General features: G+C 40.2%; 25 protein-coding genes. 10 read left to right on the forward strand and 15 right to left on the reverse strand.

The features are described from left to right. Positions 1 to 2 precede the first annotated feature (2 nt). Genes prfB through WA338_RS13740 form a run of 4 tightly spaced genes read right to left on the reverse strand, consistent with a single transcriptional unit; the run spans position 3 to position 4,662 of the window. Positions 3 to 1,109, reverse strand: coding sequence for a peptide chain release factor 2 (gene prfB, locus WA338_RS13725; RefSeq protein ID WP_009780228.1), 1,107 nt, complete (start codon positions 1,107 to 1,109; stop codon positions 3 to 5). Positions 1,110 to 1,157: 48 nt separating this feature from the next. Beyond that, positions 1,158 to 2,156, reverse strand: a complete 999-nt coding sequence (locus tag WA338_RS13730; RefSeq protein WP_009780227.1) for a transglutaminase-like domain-containing protein — start codon at positions 2,154 to 2,156, stop codon at positions 1,158 to 1,160. A gap of 56 nt (positions 2,157 to 2,212) precedes the next feature. Further along, positions 2,213 to 3,157 (reverse strand): alpha-E domain-containing protein, encoded by a 945-nt coding sequence (locus tag WA338_RS13735; protein ID WP_009780226.1) that lies wholly within the window; start codon positions 3,155 to 3,157, stop codon positions 2,213 to 2,215. Positions 3,158 to 3,198: 41 nt separating this feature from the next. Continuing rightward, on the reverse strand, positions 3,199 to 4,662 hold the full coding sequence (locus tag WA338_RS13740; RefSeq protein WP_009780225.1) for a circularly permuted type 2 ATP-grasp protein: 1,464 nt from the start codon (positions 4,660 to 4,662) through the stop codon (positions 3,199 to 3,201). Between the two features lie 188 nt (positions 4,663 to 4,850). Here WA338_RS13740 and WA338_RS13745 point away from each other — a divergent pair, with 188 nt between their 5' ends. The 6 genes from WA338_RS13745 (at position 4,851) to WA338_RS13770 (ending at position 10,326) form a co-directional block, all read left to right on the forward strand. Then, positions 4,851 to 7,253: a zinc-dependent metalloprotease gene (locus WA338_RS13745; protein ID WP_009780224.1), complete on the forward strand. Its 2,403-nt coding sequence runs from the start codon at positions 4,851 to 4,853 to the stop codon at positions 7,251 to 7,253. Positions 7,254 to 7,256: 3 nt separating this feature from the next. Continuing rightward, entirely contained in the window at positions 7,257 to 7,706 is a 450-nt protein-coding gene (locus WA338_RS13750) for a 3-hydroxyacyl-ACP dehydratase FabZ family protein (RefSeq protein WP_272986484.1), read from the forward strand. Next, positions 7,699 to 8,967, forward strand: coding sequence for a beta-ketoacyl-[acyl-carrier-protein] synthase family protein (locus WA338_RS13755; protein ID WP_272986485.1), 1,269 nt, complete (start codon positions 7,699 to 7,701; stop codon positions 8,965 to 8,967). Before WA338_RS13750 ends, WA338_RS13755 begins: the two co-directional genes overlap by 8 nt. A 25-nt stretch (positions 8,968 to 8,992) precedes the next feature. After that, positions 8,993 to 9,244: an acyl carrier protein gene (locus tag WA338_RS13760; protein ID WP_009780221.1), complete on the forward strand. Its 252-nt coding sequence runs from the start codon at positions 8,993 to 8,995 to the stop codon at positions 9,242 to 9,244. 110 nt (positions 9,245 to 9,354) lie between these two features. Beyond that, positions 9,355 to 9,951, forward strand: coding sequence for a nitroreductase family protein (locus tag WA338_RS13765; protein ID WP_272986488.1), 597 nt, complete (start codon positions 9,355 to 9,357; stop codon positions 9,949 to 9,951). A 6-nt stretch (positions 9,952 to 9,957) separates the two neighbouring features. Further along, the gene (locus WA338_RS13770) at positions 9,958 to 10,326 is read left to right on the forward strand and encodes a hypothetical protein (RefSeq protein ID WP_272986490.1); all 369 of its coding nucleotides are present in this window, start codon (positions 9,958 to 9,960) and stop codon (positions 10,324 to 10,326) included. 113 nt (positions 10,327 to 10,439) lie between these two features. On the opposite strand, the gene WA338_RS13775 is transcribed toward WA338_RS13770, so the two are convergent. The 3 genes from WA338_RS13775 to WA338_RS13785 all read right to left on the reverse strand — a co-directional run bounded on the left by WA338_RS13775 (position 10,440) and on the right by WA338_RS13785 (position 12,324). Then, complete coding sequence (locus WA338_RS13775) at positions 10,440 to 10,922, reverse strand: arsenate reductase family protein (protein WP_009780218.1); 483 nt, start codon at positions 10,920 to 10,922, stop codon at positions 10,440 to 10,442. Positions 10,923 to 10,933: 11 nt separating this feature from the next. Further along, positions 10,934 to 11,239, reverse strand: a complete 306-nt coding sequence (hpf, locus tag WA338_RS13780; RefSeq protein WP_040532695.1) for a ribosome hibernation-promoting factor, HPF/YfiA family — start codon at positions 11,237 to 11,239, stop codon at positions 10,934 to 10,936. Positions 11,240 to 11,343: 104 nt separating this feature from the next. Then, the gene (locus tag WA338_RS13785; protein WP_272986491.1) at positions 11,344 to 12,324 is read right to left on the reverse strand and encodes a TerC family protein; all 981 of its coding nucleotides are present in this window, start codon (positions 12,322 to 12,324) and stop codon (positions 11,344 to 11,346) included. A gap of 191 nt (positions 12,325 to 12,515) precedes the next feature. On the opposite strand from WA338_RS13785, the gene WA338_RS13790 reads away from it, so the two are divergent. The 4 genes from WA338_RS13790 (at position 12,516) to WA338_RS13805 (ending at position 16,454) form a co-directional block, all read left to right on the forward strand. Next, entirely contained in the window at positions 12,516 to 14,483 is a 1,968-nt protein-coding gene (locus WA338_RS13790) for an aconitate hydratase (RefSeq protein ID WP_272986493.1), read from the forward strand. A gap of 86 nt (positions 14,484 to 14,569) precedes the next feature. After that, positions 14,570 to 15,019, forward strand: a complete 450-nt coding sequence (locus tag WA338_RS13795; protein ID WP_272986494.1) for a nucleoside deaminase — start codon at positions 14,570 to 14,572, stop codon at positions 15,017 to 15,019. After that, complete coding sequence (locus WA338_RS13800) at positions 15,007 to 15,864, forward strand: formate/nitrite transporter family protein (RefSeq protein WP_336093795.1); 858 nt, start codon at positions 15,007 to 15,009, stop codon at positions 15,862 to 15,864. Before WA338_RS13795 ends, WA338_RS13800 begins: the two co-directional genes overlap by 13 nt. Positions 15,865 to 15,905: 41 nt before the next feature. Next, positions 15,906 to 16,454, forward strand: coding sequence for a DUF4251 domain-containing protein (locus WA338_RS13805; RefSeq protein ID WP_272986495.1), 549 nt, complete (start codon positions 15,906 to 15,908; stop codon positions 16,452 to 16,454). A gap of 8 nt (positions 16,455 to 16,462) precedes the next feature. On the opposite strand, the gene WA338_RS13810 is transcribed toward WA338_RS13805, so the two are convergent. The 8 genes from WA338_RS13810 to WA338_RS13845 form a co-directional block, all read right to left on the reverse strand. After that, entirely contained in the window at positions 16,463 to 16,642 is a 180-nt protein-coding gene (locus WA338_RS13810; RefSeq protein ID WP_272986497.1) for a hypothetical protein, read from the reverse strand. Positions 16,643 to 17,462: 820 nt separating this feature from the next. After that, positions 17,463 to 18,302: a hypothetical protein gene (locus WA338_RS13815; protein WP_336093797.1), complete on the reverse strand. Its 840-nt coding sequence runs from the start codon at positions 18,300 to 18,302 to the stop codon at positions 17,463 to 17,465. Between the two features lie 640 nt (positions 18,303 to 18,942). Continuing rightward, positions 18,943 to 19,287 carry a hypothetical protein gene (locus WA338_RS13820; RefSeq protein WP_336093798.1) on the reverse strand — a complete coding sequence of 115 codons (345 nt, stop codon included), beginning with the start codon at positions 19,285 to 19,287 and terminating at the stop codon, positions 18,943 to 18,945. A gap of 170 nt (positions 19,288 to 19,457) precedes the next feature. Next, the gene (locus WA338_RS13825) at positions 19,458 to 20,216 is read right to left on the reverse strand and encodes a DUF6090 family protein (protein WP_336093799.1); all 759 of its coding nucleotides are present in this window, start codon (positions 20,214 to 20,216) and stop codon (positions 19,458 to 19,460) included. 196 nt (positions 20,217 to 20,412) lie between these two features. Further along, positions 20,413 to 20,835 (reverse strand): hypothetical protein, encoded by a 423-nt coding sequence (locus WA338_RS13830; RefSeq protein WP_336093800.1) that lies wholly within the window; start codon positions 20,833 to 20,835, stop codon positions 20,413 to 20,415. Beyond that, positions 20,828 to 21,031 (reverse strand): hypothetical protein, encoded by a 204-nt coding sequence (locus WA338_RS13835; protein ID WP_336093801.1) that lies wholly within the window; start codon positions 21,029 to 21,031, stop codon positions 20,828 to 20,830. Before WA338_RS13835 ends, WA338_RS13830 begins: the two co-directional genes overlap by 8 nt. A gap of 3 nt (positions 21,032 to 21,034) precedes the next feature. Then, on the reverse strand, positions 21,035 to 21,505 hold the full coding sequence (locus WA338_RS13840) for a nucleoside deaminase (RefSeq protein WP_336093802.1): 471 nt from the start codon (positions 21,503 to 21,505) through the stop codon (positions 21,035 to 21,037). A 1,337-nt stretch (positions 21,506 to 22,842) separates the two neighbouring features. Then, the gene (locus tag WA338_RS13845) at positions 22,843 to 23,442 is read right to left on the reverse strand and encodes a DUF6642 family protein (protein WP_009780206.1); all 600 of its coding nucleotides are present in this window, start codon (positions 23,440 to 23,442) and stop codon (positions 22,843 to 22,845) included. Positions 23,443 to 23,659 lie beyond the last annotated feature (217 nt).

Consider the following 23,659-nt stretch of genomic DNA (forward strand, 5'->3'; position numbering starts at 1 on the left):
CTCTATAATTCGTTACTGGTTTCTTTTTGGCCGGTCATCATCAAATAGGCTTTTAAGAAATTATCTAGGTCTCCGTCGAGAACGGCATCGGTATTACCGGTTTCTTCGCCGGTGCGCACATCTTTGATGAGTTTATAGGGATGCAATACATAATTGCGTATTTGTGAGCCCCATTCTATACTTTTCTTTTCCGCTTCAATTTCGTCTCGTGCCGCTTGTCGCTTCTTAAGTTCAATCTCATAAAGTTGCGATTTCAACATTTGCATAGCTTTCTCGCGGTTTTCGAGCTGAGAGCGCGTCTCACTGTTGTGAATTACAATTCCGGTAGGGTGGTGGGTAAGAATTGCTTTGGTTTCTACCTTATTTACATTTTGACCCCCTGCTCCTGAAGATCTGGCAAAATCCCAACTGATATCTGCCGGATTGATATCGATCTCGATACTGTCATCTGCCAATGGGTACACATAAACCGAAGCAAACGAGGTATGGCGTTTTGCATTACTGTCAAAAGGAGAGATACGCACCAAACGATGCACGCCATTCTCACTTTTTAGCCATCCAAAAGCATAGGCACCTTCGATCTCTAAGGTAACGGTTTTTATACCGGCTACATCGCCTTCCTGATAGTTAAGTTCTTTTACTTTAAAGCCGTTTTTCTCGCTCCACATCAAGTACATACGCATTAACATAGAAGCCCAATCACAACTTTCGGTACCGCCGGCTCCTGCAGTGATCTGCAATACTGCACTCAGATCATCACCTTCATCAGAAAGCATGTTCTTAAATTCCATAGCTTCAACAAGTCGGGTGACTTTATCATATTGCTTATCAACTTCCTCTTCAGAGGCATCACCTTCTTTATGAAATTCCAGAAGCACTTCTAGGTCTTCGGTAAGGGTAACCGCTTGCTCATAGTCTTTTACCCAGTTCTTCTTTTCGCGAAGCATACGCATAAATTGCTCTGCCTCTTTAGGATCATTCCAGAAGTTGGGATCAAAGGTTTTTTCTTCTTCGTTTTGTATTTCTACTCGTTTCTGATCTATTCCCAAGTGCATTTTAAGCGCATCAAGGCGCTGCACAAGATCTTTGATCTGATCGCTCGTTATCATGCTTAACCGTTTGGCCGAAAGTTACTATTTTCTGCGTAAAGCGACGGATTAATTCTGAGAAGTGTCTGTAGTGTTTTGCTGCTGCCTAAGTTGCTGTTGCTGCTGGTATTGCTGCTGTTGCCATTGTGCTTGAAAAGCCAATTGTTGTTTAAACGGCATAGGTGCGTAGGTCTCTGAAGTGAGAATCACATCAGGATCACTCGCTTCCCGCGCTTCAACTTCTACGGTGTAGGTAGTTTCATTCTTCTTAGAGTTGCCGTAAATCACTCCCTTAATAGGAGCACAATCGGTATAATCTTTTCCATGAGCCACTTTTATGTGGTTCTCTAAAGCAATCAAATTGTTTACAGGGTCAAAGCCTATCCAGCCTTTTTCAGGGATATAACATTCTGCCCAGGCGTGCATTTGTGAGTCTCCCTGATAACCATTGCCTTGGTGCAAGTAGCCCGAGGTATAGCGTGCAGGAATATGATTTAAACGTGCAATTGCCAGAAACAAGTGGGTAAAATCTTGACAAACACCAGCTCCTTTTTCTATAAATTCCACGGGAGTGGTGTTCACATCGGTTACCTTGGTTTTAAAACTAAAATTATGATATAACCAACTGTTTAAATCATTGAGGTTATCAAATAGCGAACGCGACTGATCAAAAGAAAATGGAGCTTGGTCCGCTAAAAGTTGTGTCAATTGGGTAGCGCTAAGGAAACGCTCGTGCTCTATTTTAAAATCGATACTTCTTATCTGGTCTTGATGCACGCTATTTACCACACTATCTAAAGCAGAAAAGGGATTTTCAATTTGTTTACTGATGATATAGCTGGCCTCAAAACTTATCTTATCTAAAGGTTTTTTAAGATGCACACGGCAAATAGGAAAACCAAAGGTGTTTGTAGAGGTGTCAACGATGGCATTTGCTGAATTTGTGAATCGCGCCATACGTACGTTTTGGGTCGTGTTTTCTTCCGGTCTCAATAAAAATTGCCAGAAGGCTTCGTCGATCAAAGCGTCATAGGTATTGACCGCTTTGTATTTAATAGTGTATTCCAATGTATAGGGGGTTTAACTTGACAAAAATAAGACTAAAAACCGATACTTTTAATAGTCTAATAATTGAAGTACTCTTTTTCGATCTTCTTGGCAATCTCAATTAGCGTGTCCTGAATCTTTTCGATAAAATCCTCGACGTTGCCTTCTATAGTATCTACGGTCTTAAACCTGTATTCTGCGTGCGTTTTACCTATGAGAAAGGCGGCTGTATCTTTCCCCGGAAATTTATCCTCATTTAACACCGAAATGTGATTGTTTACTTGTACTAAGCTATTCATCACCGAGCGTGGACACTCCGGATTCAAGATTAAAAACTCCAAGGTACTCAGGCTGGTAGGTGTTTTTTTATAATGGCGGCGCATCATATCATAGGCTTCGATACACTTCAATAAAGTGGTCCATTCATAACTTTTACTGAATTTCTTATCATAACCACCCTGCGCATTCAGCGCATCATAATATTTAGCCTGAATAATGCGTACGACTTGTGTGGCTCGTTCGATATTGACGCCCAACATAATTATCGCATAGACTTCGTCATGTAATAAAGTTCCACGTATTTTCCCTCTGATGATCGAAGTAGATTCTGCAACTTGAGTGGTAAAATCAAAAAGCCCTTTGGTTATAAAAAAGTCCTTATCATAATTGAGCACAAAGTGATAAAACTTGTTGATCGATTCATAAAGTTCGGTTGAGATCAAATCTCGCGCGCCATTGGCATTTTCACGTGCGTACTTAATCGAATTCAGAATAGAGAATTGCTTTTCAGAATTAAGACCAATATCAAAAAAGACATTTTTCTCTGTGAGTTCGTAATCATCATCCACCGGCCCATTGGCCATAAACAGCAAGGAATGCAGCACATGGTCTCGGGACTGAGACTTTTCATTGGGAGCATCCAAAGAAGAAAAGTAGTTTACATTTAAATACCGGGCGATATGTTCTGCACGCTCTATATAGCGGCCCATCCAGAATAAGTTATTTGCTACTCTTGCAAGCATAAAAGTTGTTTTTCTTAACTATTGATTTGTTGGCTTCCCAATTATTTTTTCAGTACCCAAGTATCTTTAGAACCACCTCCCTGAGAAGAATTTACAATGAGGTTTCCTTTTTTAAGTGCAACGCGGGTCAAACCGCCTTTGAGCACAAACTCTTTATCTGCACCCAACAAACAAAAGGTTCTAAGATCAACGTGTCGCGACTCAAAAGACTCGCTGTCTTCAATGTAGGTCGCGTGCACCGAAAGGCTCATAATAGGCTGTGCGATGTATTTGCGTGGACTTGCTTTTATCGTCTGCTTTACTTTTTCGATCTCTTCTTTTGTCAAGCGGTTTCCAATAGAAATTCCATAGCCACCAGCCTCATCAACCGGTTTTATAACCAGTTTATCTATGTTTTCAAGAACATATTTCAATTCATCAGGACGGCTGCAATGATAGGTGTGTACGTTATTAAGAATGGGTTCTTCACCAAGATAATACTTGATGATTTCGGGCATATAGGTATACACGGCTTTATCGTCAGCAAAACCGGTACCCGGTGCATTTACGAGGCAAACATTTCCCTTTTTATAGGCTGAAAACAATCCCGGAACTCCCAGAGCAGAATCCGGCCTGAACTCTAAAGGATCGAGAAAGGCATCGTCTATTCTGCGGTAAATCACGTCTACTTTTTCAGGACCTTTAATGGTTTGCATATAAACAAAATCATTCTCCACAAAAAGATCGCGTCCTTCAACCAACTCGACACCCATGGCTTTAGCTAAATAGGAATGCTCATAGTAGGCAGAATTATACACTCCCGGCGTGATCACCACACAATTAGGTTCATCAACACCGCGTGGTTTTACCGATTCCATTATTTCTAAAAGATTCTGTGCATAATCGGTAACCGTGTGTGCATTGTAATGGTTGAATACGCCAAATAGCGCCCGTTTTAAAGCCGTACGATTACAAATCACATAACTTACCCCAGAAGGGCAACGAATGTTATCTTCAAGCACATAGTATTTGCCATCAGAATGTTTGATCAAGTCTGTTCCAGAAATATGATTGTAAATTCCACCTGGCGGGTCAATACCAATCATCTGATCAAGATAGTTGGCAGAAGTGCTGATCAAGTCTAAGGGGATAATGCCTTGTTTGATGATCTTTTTATCGTGATAGATGTCCCAAATAAAATGGTTAAGCGCTTTACTACGCTGCAGTACACCCTTTTCTATAGTCTCCCATTCTTCGGGATCTATAATGCGCGGAAAAAGATCAAAGGGAAAAATTTTCTCTTTGGCTTCTTGGTCATTGTATACCTGAAAGGTAATTCCCTGATTAAAAAAAGAAGCTTTTGCTTTTTCATTTAGTTTAGCAAAATCCTGACTAGAATGCCCGCTATACAAATCAAAAAGCGTTTGATAAACCTGTTTTACATTACCTTTTTCATCAAAAATCTCATCATAAAATTTAGGATCTTTTTCATAAGATGAAAAGATAGATTGTTGGGTAGTTGACATGGACGATTAGTTTTAGGTAAATTAAGAATTTACTTACTAAAAGTCTATAATTAATTCTTAATTATAAGACGATAAAGTGCGTTATCGTCAGTTTTATTGGCTATTTTTAATTTTATTTGAATTTTAGATTCCGGCTTTTCAAATTCATCTTATTTTAAGTAACTAGCTTCTCCTAAAACGCTAATTCCATGACAAAGAACATTACCCTCCTTTTTTTACTGTGCTGCTCGCTAGCCTCTGCGCAATTTCTTGAGAAAAAGAAAGACCTTAAAGCTTATAATGGCTTTTTCAATTTTCATTATAATGAATCTGAAGATGAACTTTACCTTGAAGTTGACAAGCTAGATCAAGAGTTTATCTATGTGCACGCATTAAAAAGTGGTTTAGGCTCTAATGATATTGGCTTAGACCGCGGCCAGTTAGGCGGTACCGCGATCGTAAAGTTTGTAAAAGCCGGGAATAAGCTTTTATTAGTACAACCCAATCAAGACTATCGCGCGATCACCGATAATGCTGCCGAAAGAGAATCGGTGGAGGAGGCCTTTGCGAAGTCGGTACTCTACGGTTTTGAGATCAAAGAAACTCAGGGGGATACTTATGTGATCAATTTTACTCCTTTTTTGATGGAAGATGCCCATGGTGTTGCCCGAAGACTGAAAGCAAATAAAGAAGGTAATTACAAAGTAGATAAATCTCGAAGTGCTCTAGCGCTTAAAAACACCAAAGCTTTTCCTAAAAACACCGAGTTTGAAGCCTTATTGACGTTTACTGGAGATCCTCAAGGACGTAATCTAAGATCTGTGGCTCCAGATGCTTCATCGGTTAGTGTGGTGCAGCATCATTCCTTTGTCGCATTGCCAGAGGATGGGTATGAAGTGCGTGCTTTTGATCCCAGATCGGGAGCGATTCACCGCAGCTATAAAGATTATTCAACTCCGGTACAAGATCCAATAGATAAACGCATCATCGTTAGACATCGTTTAAAAAAGAAAAATCCGGAATTGGCGGTTAGTGAACCGGTAGAACCTATCATCTATTATTTAGATCCCGGGACACCAGAACCTGTGCGTTCAGCGCTTTTAGAAGGTGCCCGCTGGTGGAATCAAGCTTATGAAAGTATTGGTTACAAAGATGCGTTTCAGGTAAAAATGCTTCCGGAAGATGCAGACCCGCTAGACTTACGCTACAATTTGATTCAATGGGTACATCGCAGCACACGAGGATGGAGCTACGGCGCGAGTGTTGTTGATCCACGTACCGGCGAAATTTTAAAAGGCCATGTAAGCTTAGGTAGTTTGCGTATTCGTCAGGATTTTATGATCGCTCAGGCTTTAATGAATGCGCCTTTTGCTGATTCTGATGACAATTATGAACCTATGCTTGAGATGGCCTTGGCGCGTATAAGACAATTATCGGCGCATGAAGTTGGTCATACCTTAGGCTTTGCACATAATTTTGCTGCCAGTGTAGCAGATCGTGCTTCGGTGATGGATTATCCACATCCAACCATTCGATTAAAAAATGGAAAAATAGACTTTAGCGATGCCTATGCGGTGGGAATTGGAGATTGGGATAAAGTAACTGTGGCTTACAGCTATGGAACTGTTCCGAAAGGAATGACTGAATCCTGGTATCTTAATGATGTTTTAGAAACTGCCGAAAAAGAGGGCTTGCGTTTTATAACAGATAGCGATGCACGGGCAGCTACAGGCGCACATCCTGACGCGCATCTTTGGGACAATGGCGCAAATGCCGCTGAAGAACTGGAAGATGTTTTAGCATTGCGTAAAAAAGCGATCAGTAATTTTTCTGAAGATAATATTAAAACGGGAGAGGCTTTCAGTACTTTAGAAGATGTATTTGTTCCGCTATATTTCTATCACCGTTATCAAACCGAAGCAGCAATCAAAAGTATAGGTGGCCAGCGGTACAATTATGCTGTAAAAGGAGATCAGCAGCAGGAGATCGTAACGCCACTTTCAGCAAAAGAACAAGAACAGGCCCTATCTGCCGTGTTGATGACTTTAGACGCGTCTTATTTAGCGATTCCTAAAGATAAGTTAGCATTATTTCCTCCGCGAGCTTTTGGTTATCGTCGCACACGTGAAAGTTTTAAAGGGAACACCGGCATCACCTTTGATCCATTGGCAGCTCCGGAAACTGCAGCCGATATGACGCTAGACTTTTTGTTAAATCCTGAACGTGCAAATCGTATCGTAGCTCAACACGCTTGGGATGATGCGCTTCCTTCATTTGATGTCATTTTAGAAGCACTTCTTGAAGAAACGGTATACAAGAAAACTGCAGACAGCTATCTTTCTGAAGTACAGCAAACTATCAATTACAGAGTGTTGGAGCATTTAAAAAAACTTTCAGTTTCTAAAAAAGCAATTCCGCAAGTTAAGGCGGTGACGTTCTCAAAATTCTTAGATTTGAGTATGAAATTGGCATTATCACAAGAAGCTAATGACCGATATATCGCTCAGGAATTGGGCCGATTTATGAAAGATCCTGAAGAATATGAGGAAGTTGCAGCTCCTAAAATTCCAGACGGTTCGCCTATCGGAAGCTTTCAGTGCCTTAATAACTAAAACGTGACCAAAGCAGAAATCGTAAACAAACTCCCGTATTCTGATCCTTTTTTATTTGTAGATCAGATCAGCGAGGTGTCTCAGAAGCATATTGTAGGGCATTATACCTTTGATGAAAGCCATGACTTTTATAAAGGTCATTTTGTGAATTTCCCCGTAACTCCGGGGGTGATCCTCTTAGAGTGTATGATGCAAATAGGTTTGGTGAGTCTGGGCATATACTTACTTCGCGATAAGAATTTTGATCTCAAAAGTAATTCTACCGTAGCGATGGTTGACAATGAAGCCCGTTTTTATAAACCGGTTTTCCCTAATGAAAAGGTTACCGTTGTTTCTGATTTAGAATACTTTAGATTTCATAAGTTAAAGTCTAAGGTTAAGATGCTTAATGAAGCTGAAGAAGTCGTGTGTAGCGGTATTTTCTCCGGAATCTTAAAACCGGGCGATGAGTAAAACTAGGGTAGTGGTTACGGGATTGGGTGTATGCGCACCCAATGGTGTGGGTATTGACGCATTTACCGAAGCTTTAATGCAAGGAAAGAGCGGGATTAGATTTTTTAGCGAACTCGAGAAACTCAAATTTTCCTGCCAGATCGGGGGGATGCCTTTGATTTCAGAGACCGTCAAATCAAAATATTTTACGCCCTTACAACTGCGTAATTTTAATTCTGCCGGAATTTTATATGGCGTCGTAGCCGGCGTTGAAGCCTGGCAAGATGCGGGGCTTCCCATTGACGAGGAAACTTGCGATTTTGATAGTGGAACCATTTTTGGCGTAGGCTCATTGGGAGTTGATAAATACCGCGAAAGCATTTATAAAATCGACGAAGGAAACACCCGAAGGTTAGGCAGTACCAGCGTACAACAAACGATGAGTAGCGGCGTAAGCGCGTACTTAGGCGGAATGCTGGGACTGGGCAATTTGGTAACTTCTAATTCTGCAGCTTGCACCACAGGAACCGAAGCGATCTTGATGGCTTATGAACGTATTAAATACGGTAAGGCCAAACGTATGTTGGCTGGCAGCTCAAGCGACGGTGGCCCTTATGTTTGGGGTGGCTTTGATGCTTTACGCATATTACCTTCAAAATATAATGACCAACCCGCTAAGGCATCGAGACCTATGGCTGCAGATGCAGCAGGTTTTGTCCCCGGCTGTGGAGCCGGAGCACTTATGCTTGAAAGTCTTGAAAGTGCTCAAGAACGCGGCGCAACTATCTATGCTGAAATTTTAGGTGGCTCGAGCAATAGCGGTGGTCAACGTAATGAAGGCTCTATGACTGCGCCGAATCCCATAGCAGTAAGACGTTGTATTGAAGACGCTGTAAGCGATTCAGGAATTGAAGCTTCAGCGATCGAAGTGATCAACGGGCATCTTACCGCGACTACCAAAGACGGACTAGAAATCGAGAATTGGAGTAAAGCTTTAGGACGCTCTGGTGTTGATTTTCCGTATATCAATTCGTTGAAAGGGATGACCGGGCATTGTCTGGCGGCTTCCGGAAGTATTGAGAGTGTGGCTTCGGTATTAGAGCTTAAGCAACAATTTTTATTTCCGAATGTGAACCTGAATGAAGTACATCCGGAAATCTTAGAGCATATTTCTGAAAGTCGTATTCCAAAGAAAAAGACGCCTTTAGCTTTTAATTATTTGGCAAAAGCCAGTTTTGGTTTTGGAGATGTAAACTGTTGTCTTATTTTTAAATCTTTTTAAAAATATAATTCAGTAAAATTTATATATGAGTCAGGATATTTATCCCCAATTAAAAGAGATCATTCAACCGTATTTACCTGAAGATGTTAACCCTGACGCGATCTCCCCAGAAAGCCATCTTGTAACTGATCTCAACATCAATTCTACACATCTTGTTGATATTGTTCTTGATGTAGAAGATGCTTTTGATATTACCATAGAAGACGACGAGCTTGATAAAATGGAAACCGTTTCGGCTTCTATTAGTCTCATCGAGCAAAAGTTAGCAGCGCGTTAAAAATAGATCTTGCGCACGTTAATACTCGTTAAAGCCGGGTAAAAAACTTCGGTAAAGTTTTATTTTCAATCAAAAATTGCTTGCATACTGTAAGCCTTGAAAATTACTTTATGGAAAAAATTACCAAAATTACACCTACCGAGTTTGACATTATGGACGAAATCAAATCACGCTGGAGTCCACGTGCATTTGATGACGTGCCTTTAAGTGAATCTGAAGTCAAGCAATTGCTTGAAGCAGGGCGCTGGGCGTCTAGTTCGTACAATCAGCAACCTTGGCGTATTATTTACGGACTCAAAGGAGATGCCGTCTATGACCGCATTTTAAGCTGCTTGATTCCTTTTAATCAGGATTGGGCAAAGAACGCTCAAGCTTTATTCATTACTGCATTTAAGAAGACCAATAAAGATGATGAACCTTACTATCACGCAATGCACGATTTGGGTTTGTTTATGGGCAATGTGGTGATACAAGCCAACCATAATGGGATTGCGGCGCATCATATGGGCGGTTTAGATCAGGAAAAGGCACATCAGGAATTTGAGTTTTCTGAAGATTTTGAAGTTGCTACGGCTGTCGCCTTTGGTCGCTATGGTGGCGCAGTTGAGAGCCTTCCAGAAGGGTTGCAAGAACAGGAATTAGAGCAAGAGCGCAGCCGAATGAGCATTAGCGATTTTGCCTTTAACGGAAATTTTGAATCAAAATAAGCACCGATGAAAAAACTAATCCTAATACTCTCTTTTGCATTCTTGGGCTTGACCGCTCAGGCTCAGATTCAATATATTGAAGAAAAACCTCAGTATATTGAAAAACAAGCCGATTCTTTAACCAAGATCTACACCAAGAAGTTGGGACTTACGCCTAAGCAGGATTTGCTTTTTAAATCGAATGTTGCAGATTACTTAATCAAGCGTGAAGAGATCAAAAAGAATTATAAAGGCAAAAAGATGCTTGATCAGCTGTATATCGTGAGCAAGGAAGAAAGCGGCTCTATGAGCGAGGTACTTACAGAATATCAATTTGAGCTCTACGAGAAAATAAAACCAAGCATACAACCCTTGGCTAAAGTAGATCAGGATTAACAACTTTTCATCAATAAACTACCTCAAGGTATTATACCATTTAGCAGGTTCAATCAACAAAAAAATCCCCGAAATGTTATTTCGGGGATTTTTTATGGTCAAGACCTTATTGCTTAATTGTGTTCGCCGTTTTCAGGCTTCTCAATAAAGTGTTCCTTTTTGGTGGTACTGCTTATCGTAGGCTCATCATACATCATCTTTTTGTCAAGACCGGCACTGTCAACTCCTAAGAATTCTTGTGCTTGTGTAGGATTGGTTACTTGCTTCACTTCATCCTGATGAATGATAATAGGATGTGCCAGCAGCTCCGGACGGTTTTTAATGATATTGATGTAATCATTCTCGTCATAATCTGCCGTCTTTAACTCATCATCGTCGCTAATGTCTTCAAAACTCAACAAACTCTTGAGGGGTTTATTTAATTCTTCAGCGAGCTCTGCCCATTGCGTTCCGGTTAAGGGCGTTTTGGCAATATCTATAGTTTGTAATTCCTTATCCTTTACTGCAGAAATATGCCCGTAGGTGCGTTCACCGGTGCGGGTGGTACTGCTGTAAATTAAGGTTACCTGATTGTCATCTCTTGCTATTGATTTCATAGTTTTTAATCTTAGTGGTGAGACTTCATTTTATCCTTGCGCTTCTTCAATTGAATATTCAATTCACGCGTAGCTTCTTTTACAGACTCGTGAAAGCTCTTTGAACTGTGGTCTGCAAAAAGTCTTGGTCCGGGAGCACTTAGGCGAATTCCCGCGATTTTACCGGTTTCATCGCTAGACGTGTTTTCAGTCTTAAAGAAGACATCTGCACGTACGATAAAATCATATTTATTAACCAGTTTGTCTAACTGCTCTTTGGTAAAGTCCTCTAATGCTGCGCTAGCGGCAACATCATGATATTCAAAATTATAGTTCATATATAGCTGTATTTTAAGTATTACCTTAAAGTTAAGTAAAGCCTCAATGTCTTCAATACATTTTAGGCTTTCTTTGACACCTATACGTTAATGTAACTTAAAACTTACGGAAGTTCTTCTGCTTTTGCGGTTTCAGCTTCGGGTTCCTGACCACCTTTTATATAGAGCGAAGCCAGAATTCCGCCTACCAGCGATACTACGATAACACCCAGCGATAACCACTCGGGCACTTCGATTATATGAGAGAAGATCATTTTAAGACCTACAAAGGCTAATATCACTACGAGACTGTAATGAATGTATTTGAATTTTTGAAGCATACGCGAAATCAAGAAATACATCGAACGCAATCCTAAGATCGCCAGAATGTTTGAGGTAAATACGAGAAACGGATCGGCTGTAATCGCCAGGATCGCAGGAATACTGTCTAGCGCAAACAAGATATCGGTAAGTTCGATAACTATTAAAGCCAGGAAAAGGGGAGTGGCTGCCCGTTTTCCCTGATCTATAATAAAAAAATCATGACCTTCCATCTTTGTAGTCACGGGGAACATCTTTTTTACCGTTTTATAAACCGTAGAATCTTGTGGATCATAATCTTCCTCGCCATTAGACTTGAGCATACGATAGGCGGTAACTAATAAGAACCCACCAAACACATAAATGATCCATTCAAATTTATTGATGAGCGCCACTCCAAAGACGATCATTAAAGCTCTGAAGATTATAGCTCCTAAAATTCCCCAGAACAGCACACGGTGTTGGTATTTTGGCGGAATTTTAAAAGAAGAAAAGATCACTGCGATCACAAAAACATTATCGATGCTTAGCGAAAGTTCGATCAAGTAACCTGTAATGTATTTGAGCACTGCGGTATTTGCAGAAATACCGGTAGGATTTTCTACCAGTTCTGCACTAAATAACCAATAGATCACACCGCTAAAGGCCATGGCAATCGTGAACCAAACGGCGGTCCAAATACCAGCTTCTTTACTTTTGATGACGTGGTCGTGTTTATTAAAAACGCCCAGATCAAGAGCTAAACAAACTAAGATAAACGCGATAAAAATTCCCCAGACGAGCATAAACTATTATTGATTACTATAAGAAACAAGTTCTGCATTTTGCAAGAACTTGTGCTAAGATAGCATTTCTAATTGAAGTGTAAAGTTAGCATAGTTAGTAAGGCTTTAGGACGCTTAGTTTCTAAATTGCTGTTAAATAATTGTGGTGTTTTTTGATTCTGTCTAACTTTTAAAAAACCAAAAAAACTGCAATGAAAGCTTTAAACGTTACTCAAAAATTAATCAATGACCATCTCATCGAAGGGAAACTCCAACCCGGAGAAGAAATCGGTTTAAAGATCGATCAGGCCTTGCTTCAAGATGCAACCGGAACGCTGGTACAATTAGAATTGGAAGCGATGAATCTGGATCAGGCCAAAACCGAAGTCGCGGTACAATACGTTGACCACAACCTGTTGCAAACCGATTTTAAAAACGCAGACGATCACGCCTTTTTACACAGTGCCGCTCAGAAGTTTGGGCTCTGGTTTTCTCGCCCGGGAAATGGGGTTAGTCACCCTGTACATATGGAACGCTTCGGGAAACCGGGAAAAACTTTGGTGGGTAGTGACAGCCACAGCTGTGCTGCCGGTTCTTTAGGAATGCTGGCCATAGGTACTGGTGGTTTAGACGTTGCGGCAGCCATAGCCGGCCAGCCGTATTTTGTAAAAATGCCTCAGGTGATGGGTGTTAAACTTACCGGTAAATTACCCGATTGGGTGAGTGCCAAAGATGTGATCCTTGAGATGCTGCGCCGTCACGATGTAAAAGGAGGTGTGGGAAAAATCATTGAATATTATGGAGAAGGCTTACAACAATTAAGCGCGATGGATCGGCACGTGATCGCCAATATGGGAGCTGAATTAGGTGCTACCACGACCGTATTCCCAAGTGATCAGGAAACCAAACGTTTTTTAAAATCTCAAGGACGCGAGGAAGATTGGACCGAACTTCTGGCTGATGACGGTTGTGAATATGACTTGCACGAACATATCGAGTTGGATAAGCTTGTTCCTTTGATCGCGCTGCCTACGAGTCCGGGAAATGTAGTACCTGTAAGCGAAGTAGCCGGTAAATCGATTTCTCAAGTGGTGATCGGGTCTTCTGCAAACCCCGGATTGCGTGATTTCTGGATCGCTGGTGCCATTGTAAAAGGAAAATCGGTGAATCCTGATGTTTCTTTCGATATCAATCCTACCAGTAGACAGATCATTCAGAATATGATCGATACCAAAGCCTTTGCCAATTTGATCACGGCCGGCGCCCGTTTTCACCAAAGTGGTTGTATGGGTTGTATTGGGATGGGACAAGCGCCCGCCAGTGGTACGATAAGTTTACGTACGATGCCGCGTAATTTCCCTGACCGCTCAGGAACCAAAGATGATCAGGTGCATTTGTGTAGTCCGGAAACTGCAGCAGCTTCGGCATTGACCGGGAAAATCACAGATCCCCGGGATATCGCCTCGCTTTATGCTATGGAATATCCACAATTTGAAGATCCTGAATTGCACATTATTAATGAAGATATGTTGGTAGCGCCGGCTGAAGATGGCAGTCAGGTGGAACTCAAAAAAGGACCTAATATCAAGTCGCTTCCGGAAATTGAAGCCTTGAAAAGTAACTATGAAGTACCTGTTTTATTGAAAATGCAGGACAATATTTCAACAGACGAAATTCTAAAAGCAGGAGCAGAAGTACTTCCGTTTCGCTCTAACCTTCCGGAGATCAGTAAATACAGCTATACGGTGATCGATGAAACTTTTTATGATCGCGCGATGGAAACCAAAGAAAAAGCCGGAGGTCATATCGTGGTTGCCGGTGATAATTATGCCCAGGGGAGTAGTAGGGAACACGCCGCTTTAGCTCCTAAATATCTGGGTCAGGTGGCGGTGATCGCCAAAAGCTATGCACGTATCGCATGGCAAAATCTGGTGAACTTCGGGATTCTGCCGTTAGAGTTTGAAAATCCTGATGATCTGGAAAAAATAGAGCAAGGAGATACCGTGAAATTTAAAAATTTACGTCAGTTGGTAGAAAACAGAGCAACTATTGAAGTGCTTATTAAAAAAGAGACCGGCGAAGTTTCAATACCCACGAAGCACTCGTTAAGCGATCGCCAAATACGCGTATTGCTTAAAGGCGGAATCATCAATGACTTTAAAGAAAAACTTTCCGCATAAACCACTGAAAAATACATTTTATAACAAAATTTAGGGACGAATGCTCGGGTACGCATAGTATTTTTGGTGTTCGTCCTTTTTCAATTATGGAACTACAACAACACGAAGAGTTTTTAAGACGTGCGATCGACTGGGCGAGACGCGGGAAAGCTGCTGCCGGTGGAGGAGCATTTGGAGCCGTGATCGTCAAAGACGGAAGCATTATCGCCGAAGGACATAATCGAGTAGGGGAACACACCGATTGTACCCAACATGCAGAACTGGCCATGATACAGGAAGCCTGTAAAACGCTGGGGTCTAAAAGTTTAAAAGGTTGCATCTTATATACCAGTTGCGAGCCGTGTTTAATGTGTTTAGGAGCAAGCCGCTGGGCAGCCCTTGATGCGGTTTATTATGGCGCTTCAGCCGCAGATGCTAAAGAAGCTGGCTATGTATATAGTCAACTTTTTTACAATTCGCATACAGGAAAACGACACCAAGAGTTTAATTTAATACAATTGCTACGTGCAGAAGCCGTAGCTGTTTGGAACAACTAATGAGCGAAGAAGAGAAAAAACAACAGAACATTGACCAGGAACTGGAAAAGTCTGAAACTTCAGAAGAGTCTCAGGCAAAAAGTCATGGGGAAATTCTTAAAGAGCAAATCTGTGAAGGAAAAAAGATCTATACGCTTAGTACTAGCAGCGTGCTAATAAGTTCGTTAACTGCCGGACTGGAGCTGGGCTTCAGTTATATGATGTTGTGTAGCGTATTTTTTCATTTTTCAGATTCTTTTAGCGAAGACACTTTGTTTAAGTTGATCGCCTTGGTGTATCCTTTAGGATTTATTCTTGTGGTGCTTGGGCAGTCTATTTTATTTACAGAACAGACCTCTTTACTTACGCTGCCGGTACTCAATCGTAAACACAGCTTGATGAGCTTGTTGCGCATTTGGGGATTGGTGATTCTGGGTAATCTTATAGGAGGGTGGCTCATCGGTTTGGTGTTGTTTTGGATCGGTCCAGAATTGGGCATTTTTGAAGCTGAAACCGTCGTGACTATTGGAGAACACGTGGCTCATTTTAGTTTGCCGGTTATCTTAGTCAGTGCCATTCTAGCAGGGTGGATGATGGGATTACTATCCTGGTTGGTGACCTCGTCAAAAGATACCGTAAGCCGCATTATCATTATCTTTTTGATCACGGCGACCATGGCATTTGTAGGATTACATCACAGTATTATAGGGAATATTGAAGTCTTTGGTGCGTATTTGTTGGGAACCGATGTAAGCTTAGGGCGGTATTTATGGGTGCAAAGTACGGCCTTGCTAGGTAACGCGATAGGCGGCGCATTTTTTGTAGCTTTATTGAAGTATCGTGCCTTTGTAAACAATGTGAACTGATACTGGTAAGATTATTGCACTCATTATGTAAAATAGAAGTTATGAAATATCTGGGATTTTTAATACTGGCTTTGATGATAACCGGATGTTCCGGAAGCCGACAAGCAGCGGACAGCAACGAAGCCTTGAACCAATGGATCACTGAAGGAAGCTACGAAATTGAATCGCAATGGGCATCACCCATGGCAACACAAGCATTTATGGCAGTCGCCAATACGAATATTCTAGGCCCCGGAAATACGGGAAACCGAATCAGTTTGATAGGAAACCCAAATCATTTAAGAATTTACAACGACAGTATTGATGTAGATTTGCCGTTCTATGGCGAACGCTTTATGGGCGCAGGATACAATCAAAATAATGCCGGGATCCAGTTTAAGGCACCAGTGAAGAATTATGAGGTAACTACCAAAAACGGTTTTTATCAAATCAAGTTTGTAGCTAGTGATAAAACCGAATCCTATAATGTGATCCTTAATCTATTTCCGAACGAAACGGCAAGCATTGCTGTGAATAGCAGTCAGCGTGCGGCCATACGGTATCAAGGTAATGTACTGGCCTTTGATCCTGATGCTAACGAAGAAGAATAGTATTGTCCTTAGCGTTTTTTCAACACAAAAGGAACTAACAATGCAGCCATGGTGCCAACAACAATACCACCAATGGCGCCAAGTTGTAAAGCGTTCAATACATTATGAGTATCCAAAAAGTAAAATCCGAATACAAACAGGCTTACTGCTATAAAAGTGATCAGGAAAATCTTAATACGTTGTGTCATCGTTTTTTCTTTAAGATAAAACACAATCCTCATTCAGCAAACCATTCTATTTGTAAAAGCGCTAATTATAAGAGGATTATAACACAAGGAGCGTGTGACGTTAAATTCTATAACAATGGGTTGGACAATCTATTAAAGCTATTGAATTATTCTATTTTACATAATGTAAATTATAATTCAAATAATATTATTGACGAATATGCGAATTGCTGCTAAAATGCCATTTTTTCCAATAGCTTATAAATCGTTTATTCTGTACAATGGCCCAGAAATTTTCAAATACGCGATTCTCAGCGATCGACCAATTCAGTATTAAAACTGAAAATTTAAGATGAGTTGCTGTATAAAAACCATACTGATGGCGTTTTTATTTAGACGGAACTTTTTCTGAAGCTTTGAATCTAAAGTTTAGCTTAGGATTTCAGATGTTTCAAATACCAATGATCTGTGAAAATGTATTCTTGTTTGGAAAGGTTTACCGTGTGAAAATATCTGTTTTATAGCCCAACAAGGTTCAGTATGCTCATTTGCATAAAATTGCGTTGTCCGATCGTGCCCAGTAGAAAACTATTATAAACAAGGTTTAATATAATACATAGCCTATTTTCAACACACCCTATAAACTAAAAATATAGTTTATAGGGTGTGTCATGGACTTTACAACGTATTCTGCCTGGCTTTGTATGCGCTTTACCTGGGCTTTGATACGTGTGAACTACGGATCAAGCTTGAGTGAACCTCGGGTAAACTACGGGTGAACCTCTATGGATTTCAGGGTTTTCTTGAGAGTAACTGATAGCACAGCCGCTTTATGAAGCACTTAGTAGATCGCAAGGCACTGCATTGCGTTATGTGCCGGAAAAACTTCTAGGATGTCATTGCTTTCCTGACCAAAACGAATGCCCAACCATACGGTATGTGCTGTTTTTTTGGCCACTGTTTTCATCGAAAACATAGGATTTGGATCCTCCAGGTATGCCCAGGTATATTGATCGCTGCTGTAAAACGGCAGGTTAAATTCTAAAGGTTGCGGAATGTCGTCAATGGCTATCGGCGGTGTGAGCATACGCACAAGTTCGAGCGCTTCAGCATCTAATTCTGAAGTGTATTGCTGCCGCTTTTGATCATAAGTGAACGGCATAAGATTGTAACGAATCAACAACAAATCAAAATGTGTAGCGTGCTCGGGTGCAACTAGATGCTCTTTTTTTAGGCCGGCAAAATCGACTAATACGCTGATGGCATCCGCATCTAGTTTGGGTTGAAAACGCAGTCTATCGCTTAACTTGTTTTGTTCGTTCAATTCTAAACCCACCAGTGTTTCCGGAGCATTACATGCATTGAGGCTGCGCTCGCCCTTAACTCCCCTACCCGCTTTTACCAATTCCAAACAGCGGCTTGTGAGTCGGCTATTGAAGCTATAGTCTTTAAATTCGTGTACATACGGTAACAGCCCCATACGAATGGCCTTGGCGTAGGAAGAAGCTCCACCAAATTCTTTATTGTTTTTACGAACCTCCTCGTAGCGCGGGTCGGTATTGATGCGTTCTTTACTGGGCGGCGCCGCTTTTCTACATACCCATTTTCCATTAAGGGTGTAATAGGTAATCCCGTCAATGGTACCTTTAAATGCCCCGAGGTTTGATGTTGGTTTTGCCATGACCTTTAGTTTTAAAACACTAAGGTATAATCAAATCCGGCTAAATTCAAGTTTAATCCATTGAATTTTAATCACTTATGTGTGTTTTTAGGAATTTAACAAAGGGGATGCCAGGACTTTTGAGAACTTGTGATTTAGAAAGGAGGTAAATTATTGATAATGTATTGGTTACATCATGATATTCGTACACGCGATACAATCGCGCGGTAACGAAAAATATGATAAACTAATTCAATATTAATGACTAGAAAAGTCACAGCATAATCACAACCGATTACACCTCAAAATACCAAGCAACAAATGACAATGTCAAGAACAATATTGGCACTGAACTGATCAGTGTCCAAACTAAGCTTTTTTTCCAGTTTGCCCCCTCTCCAGAAATTAAAAGGGAATTGATCAAAGAAGCCAAAAAAGTACCGTAGAACAAAACTATCGATATAAGCTGACCGTATTGATAAATCCATCTTAATCTTGAATTGAATCGAAAACCTTCAGTAAATAGGTTTAGAGCGATGCTCAACAGAAAAAGAAAACATATAAGCGCAGCAAATCTTTGCGTCCAGCTTAGTTGCTTTATGATTCTTAAGGTTCTCTTTATTGAAATCATTCCTTATTGGATGCAAAAATTCATTTATAACTAAAATACCGAACTTATAAAATAAATTAGCACACTTCCATAAGTGTATAGGCAGCTGAAGGCAGTGCCTAAAATCAAAAAAAGCTCTCTAAAGCGTTGAAGATGTAATCTATTATTCAAATAATACCAGTCAAAAAGCTCTAATAAAGTACCCAAAGAATAAAATAGATTAGCTCCAATCCCCCAAATGATAATCACTAAAGTATCGCAATACGACCAGTCATAAGTCGTGGCAGTCAACATCTTGTGTAAACCCAAGCCTCCCGAGAGGCCCACAAGAATATTATAAACCCATCTTTTGGATTCCCACCACTTTATATTTGATTTTAATTGTTCTAAAGTCATTTATGGATACCGCCAAAAGATTTATTGTCCTTAGACTTATTTAAGAATTAATAATTTGGCCTGGCCAGGATTACGCTAAGAGGTTTTATTCAAACCTATCAGGTATCTTCTAAATTTTAAAGATAGGTAACTGTCACGTATATTTTCACGGCATTGAGGATTAAAGGTGTTTATAACTCCTGATCTATTTCTTTTAAGATGGTATCAATTTCTTTTCTTACTCCTCCTAAAAAAAAGTCAGTATTTGCTGCCCTTATGGTTAGATAATAGCCTAACATGTAATTTTCAAATTCAGAAGACTCAAATAGCGTTCTATTATCTTTAGTCGCGGATATAGATTGGTAATTCAGACTAACTTTTCCAGTATCTGTTATCACCTGTTTTATGGAACCATTTTTTTGTAGAAAGTCTAGTGTCTTCTGCATGTCTGAAAATGCAAAATTCTTTTGAATATCAAAAAAGGCTAACGAACTTTTAAAAGCTGCTAAGTGCTGCCTTAATTGATTATTCAATATCAGGTTTAACTTTCCCGAGGCTATTATATCATCTAGTACGCCTGTGGCTGGCTGATAAGCGATACCATAGCCAAATACATTATACATTTTTTCTGATAACTCCTGATCTCCGGTTGCCGCTAAAATTTCAGGGTCAAATAATTGTAATAATTCTTCAACGGCTCTGAAATTCCTTGTGTTATTTTCAATAGACTTCTCGATCTTTTCAAAATTGGTTTGAAATTCTGATCGAAGCGACAACAGATATTCCCGCTCTAGATCTCTTTCACTGTTGTAGTTATTAAGATTATTTATTTGAAGGGCAATCAAGATTCCAATAATCACAAGGATTATTTCTCCGATAGCATACTTTAAATATTTTCTGGTTTTTCGTTGGGCAAGTAGGTCTTGGCGAATTTTCCTGAAGATTTTCATTGGTGATTGGTGTTAATAGGATTAAAGATAACCGCTACCCCACACAAATACAACTGAATATCAACACTATAAATAAATTCTTACTATGTGAGTGGTCGCAATCTCGGAAGCCCATTGTTCAAAAGGAATACTTCGGTTGGTATAGCGTAATTTCAATTCTTCGTAGATAAAAGCATTTTCAATCAATCTGCCAATTCTATTTTTTGAGTAATCCGTAGACAATATTGATTGGAAATAATATCTGGCCAATCAACATGACCAAAGCGCTTAAAGTTATGGCTGCAGTTAAGTTGTTATTGAATGCATATGCTAAAGGATCTAGGCTATAAAAATAGGGTAAAATCCAAAGCATTAAAATTCCACCAAAAGTCAGTATCAAGTGTATCACACTTAGCCATGTCGCTGGTTTTTTGTTTGCTTTTGTCATCGCCCAATAGCTTATTCCGATGATCGCAAAGAGTATGGAAATCAATAGCGCCAGATGCCAATAATTTATAATCACGTAGGTGTCGTGTATATTGATATCTAACACCGCTCCTCTGCTTAGAAACCCCAAAAGCATCACTGGCAAAATAGCCAGTAAAAACGGTTTGTACGGTTTTTTAATAAGCCTATTCATGCTGTTTTTTATCGGCATTCTTTAAGGTATACCACGTTGTCAACGTCATAAAACCTCCAAAAACCAAGAAATTAAATATAAATTTCCAAAGGCTGAATTCCTGATCTTCAACATAGTCAGATGCGGCCATCACGGCAGCATAAAAGCATCCTGCGAGGATACCGATACTAACAATGGAATAATAGCGTTTTTTCATCTTCTAATATTCGGTTTTATCTTCTTTTGTTGCCCATTCCTGAAACGGTGTGATCGCAACTTCGGGAGCCAATTGTTCAAAGGGAATGCTTCTGTCGGCGTAAGGTAATTTCAATTCTTCGTAAATAAAATCATCGTCAAAGCCTATGTGGGCTGCATCGGTTTTGGTGCTTCCGTAATAAACCTTTTCCGGCCGTGCCCAGTAGATCGCACCTAAACACATAGGGCAAGGCTCGCAGGAGGTATATATCGTACAGCCTTCTAATTGAAACGAACCTAAGTTTTTACACGCATCGCGTATGGCCGTGACTTCGGCGTGCGCCGTAGGATCATTGGTCGACGTAACTTTGTTGTTTCCTTTGCCTATGATCTTTCCGTCTTTTACGATCACACAGCCAAAAGGTCCGCCCTCATTGTTTTGCATTCCTTTAAGCGCCGCGGTTACGGCTTCTTGCATATAGTGTTTATGATCCATTATTAGTGTTGTTTTGGGTAAAGATAGCTTTTAGATAGTAGATTAAAGATAAGAGAACATAGAGAAAAGCAGGGATTGAGATACGGAGGGATTAGTTTGCAGTCGCCAGTCACAGTTACCAGTAGCAGTTGGCAGTGCGCGTTGCTTGTTTTATTTCAGATCAAAAGATAGGCAGGTACTGATTTTGAATAAACTAGAACTTCTATTTGTACTCCTTTTCTTTTTTGCATCGCCCAAAAAAGAAACAAAAAAGTCTAGGCTTACAGAAGCTTCTCTAAATTTTATGTTCACTTCGCTGCATGCGCTTAACTCGGCCGCAGGCCTCAAACAGAACCGCCTGCTACGCTACGCTCACTGCAAATTTAACAAGAATCTTCTGATAGGCCGCTGCTGACGTTCTAAGAGACTTTAGATTCCAGAATTGAGATGTTAGATAAGAGAATAAATAGAAATGACAGGGATTGAGATACAAAATAGGAAATACGAAGTGATTAGTTTGTAGTTGGCTTTAGCAGTAGCAGTTGGCAGTCACAGTTGGCAGTGCGCGTTGCTTGTTTTACTACAGTTCTAAAAGGTAGGCCATTGCTAAAGTTTAATTAAACTTGAACTTCTATTTGTATTCTGTTCTTTTGACTTGATGCCAAAGAACCAACCTGCCTGCCGGCAGGCAGGAAAATCAAGGCTTATTTTTACATCTTTGAAAACTATGCAAATCCTTTATCCTGCGGATAGCAAACGGCTGCGCTAGGCTATCCTCCGCACCCACCGCTGCAGGTTTTACTTGTTTTGCTACAGATGTAAAAAGTAGGCCGGTTTTAATTCAGTAAGCAGTAACAGTTGGCAATAGCAGTCTTTAGTTTTCAGTTTACGGTTTTCTGTATTAAATATTCATACCCGAAGAGTTTCCTGTTCTTTTTCTTCAGTATAGTGAGAAGGCTTCGTTAAAAATTTTTGAAGCCTTGGAGAAAATTTAGGAGTCTTCTTGCGGTTTTCGCCCTAAGGCGAAAAATACCTAAGAAATGTGCTTTAATTTAATGATTATTTTAATTCTGCTTACTATGAGCATATTCAATCTGACCTCTTCAAACAATAAGAAATACAGATTAAAAAGGGTCTTTTCTTTTCTGCATCCGACGACCGCAGGGAGAGGAATGCATCTGTTGTGCTATGTAATGATTTTAGTAGAATTATTTCAAGCAAAGAAAATGAATGAACATCATAAGGAGTAACTATTACTCAATCATCTATTATTAATGATGCTGTATAAGCCTTTTGAAAAGCTTGGTTGCGATGCTGAAACGAGTTCAGCATGACAAAAACAGGCCGATGCTTTTCTACTAATAATACATTCTAAAGTCTAAGTATTTACAGGCTTTATAGTGTTTTTCGTGCAGAAGCTCTACGACATTCACGAGGTCGTCGTCTTCGTTAAACAAGTTGAAGTAGACTTTGTCGAGGTTGGCACTGCTTAATCCGTTAAAAGCGTGGCCATAACCCGAAACTGCTTTTGCATTGGTAATATCTAAGAAATATTGGGCTTTTTCCTCGTCTAGATCCAAGACTTTGGCATTAGAAAAGTGAACGATTTTACCTCTCAATTTTCCTTCAAAAAGTTCTGCGATCTCCTGAAGATCGTAGTTATATCCGTTTAGAGAAATACTGTTGGCCTCGCCGGTCATAACGAGATAAATTATTTCATATTCCTTAAAATAATGATCGTCCATAATCAGCGTGTTTAAGCTCTCCTCCAGACCTTCAATCGTATCGCAGGTTTGATAAATACTGGCCACACCAAACTGAAGCGCCAACTCTTCCAGACTTTTTTGAACTTCGGTAAATTGGTCGATCTCGACATCTGCAACCCCTTCTAAACAATAGATGAACTTTTCAGGATCCTGATCATAGTTTTGGGGTACTTGCGTTCTTTTTTCCAGCATTTTTAGCGTCTTATAGGAATTTGTGCAAAGTTAGTATTTACGATGTGGCTTGCTCCATAACCTGATCAATAGATTGTGGGTGTCGTGAGCTTTTTGAAACCTCAATTTTCTTGGATCAAAAACTACAACATGCGATAAAACCTGTAACCTTCTCGGGATTAGTGCGGTATGCGTAAGCCATTCAGATTGTGAATATCTATCTGGATTTTAGAAGGGT

The organism is Leeuwenhoekiella sp. CH_XMU1409-2 (assembly GCF_037029365.1).
GTDB classification, from domain to species: domain Bacteria; phylum Bacteroidota; class Bacteroidia; order Flavobacteriales; family Flavobacteriaceae; genus Leeuwenhoekiella; species Leeuwenhoekiella blandensis.

Excerpts from the sequence above, each read along its gene's own strand:
- prfB (WP_009780228.1), bottom strand. The coding sequence starts at position 1,109 with ATGATAACGAGCGATCAGATCAAAGATCTTGTGCAGCGCCTTGATGCG.
- WA338_RS13735 (WP_009780226.1), bottom strand. The coding sequence starts at position 3,157 with ATGCTTGCAAGAGTAGCAAATAACTTATTCTGGATGGGCCGCTATATA.
- WA338_RS13740 (WP_009780225.1), bottom strand. The coding sequence starts at position 4,662 with ATGTCAACTACCCAACAATCTATCTTTTCATCTTATGAAAAAGATCCT.
- WA338_RS13745 (WP_009780224.1), top strand. The coding sequence starts at position 4,851 with ATGACAAAGAACATTACCCTCCTTTTTTTACTGTGCTGCTCGCTAGCC.
- WA338_RS13755 (WP_272986485.1), top strand. The coding sequence starts at position 7,699 with ATGAGTAAAACTAGGGTAGTGGTTACGGGATTGGGTGTATGCGCACCC.
- WA338_RS13760 (WP_009780221.1), top strand. The coding sequence starts at position 8,993 with ATGAGTCAGGATATTTATCCCCAATTAAAAGAGATCATTCAACCGTAT.
- WA338_RS13765 (WP_272986488.1), top strand. The coding sequence starts at position 9,355 with ATGGAAAAAATTACCAAAATTACACCTACCGAGTTTGACATTATGGAC.
- WA338_RS13770 (WP_272986490.1), top strand. The coding sequence starts at position 9,958 with ATGAAAAAACTAATCCTAATACTCTCTTTTGCATTCTTGGGCTTGACC.
- WA338_RS13775 (WP_009780218.1), bottom strand. The coding sequence starts at position 10,922 with ATGAAATCAATAGCAAGAGATGACAATCAGGTAACCTTAATTTACAGC.
- hpf (WP_040532695.1), bottom strand. The coding sequence starts at position 11,239 with ATGAACTATAATTTTGAATATCATGATGTTGCCGCTAGCGCAGCATTA.
- WA338_RS13785 (WP_272986491.1), bottom strand. The coding sequence starts at position 12,324 with ATGCTCGTCTGGGGAATTTTTATCGCGTTTATCTTAGTTTGTTTAGCT.
- WA338_RS13790 (WP_272986493.1), top strand. The coding sequence starts at position 12,516 with ATGAAAGCTTTAAACGTTACTCAAAAATTAATCAATGACCATCTCATC.
- WA338_RS13795 (WP_272986494.1), top strand. The coding sequence starts at position 14,570 with ATGGAACTACAACAACACGAAGAGTTTTTAAGACGTGCGATCGACTGG.
- WA338_RS13805 (WP_272986495.1), top strand. The coding sequence starts at position 15,906 with ATGAAATATCTGGGATTTTTAATACTGGCTTTGATGATAACCGGATGT.
- WA338_RS13810 (WP_272986497.1), bottom strand. The coding sequence starts at position 16,642 with ATGACACAACGTATTAAGATTTTCCTGATCACTTTTATAGCAGTAAGC.
- WA338_RS13815 (WP_336093797.1), bottom strand. The coding sequence starts at position 18,302 with ATGGCAAAACCAACATCAAACCTCGGGGCATTTAAAGGTACCATTGAC.
- WA338_RS13820 (WP_336093798.1), bottom strand. The coding sequence starts at position 19,287 with ATGACTTTAGAACAATTAAAATCAAATATAAAGTGGTGGGAATCCAAA.
- WA338_RS13825 (WP_336093799.1), bottom strand. The coding sequence starts at position 20,216 with ATGAAAATCTTCAGGAAAATTCGCCAAGACCTACTTGCCCAACGAAAA.
- WA338_RS13830 (WP_336093800.1), bottom strand. The coding sequence starts at position 20,835 with ATGAATAGGCTTATTAAAAAACCGTACAAACCGTTTTTACTGGCTATT.
- WA338_RS13835 (WP_336093801.1), bottom strand. The coding sequence starts at position 21,031 with ATGAAAAAACGCTATTATTCCATTGTTAGTATCGGTATCCTCGCAGGA.
- WA338_RS13840 (WP_336093802.1), bottom strand. The coding sequence starts at position 21,505 with ATGGATCATAAACACTATATGCAAGAAGCCGTAACCGCGGCGCTTAAA.
- WA338_RS13845 (WP_009780206.1), bottom strand. The coding sequence starts at position 23,442 with ATGCTGGAAAAAAGAACGCAAGTACCCCAAAACTATGATCAGGATCCT.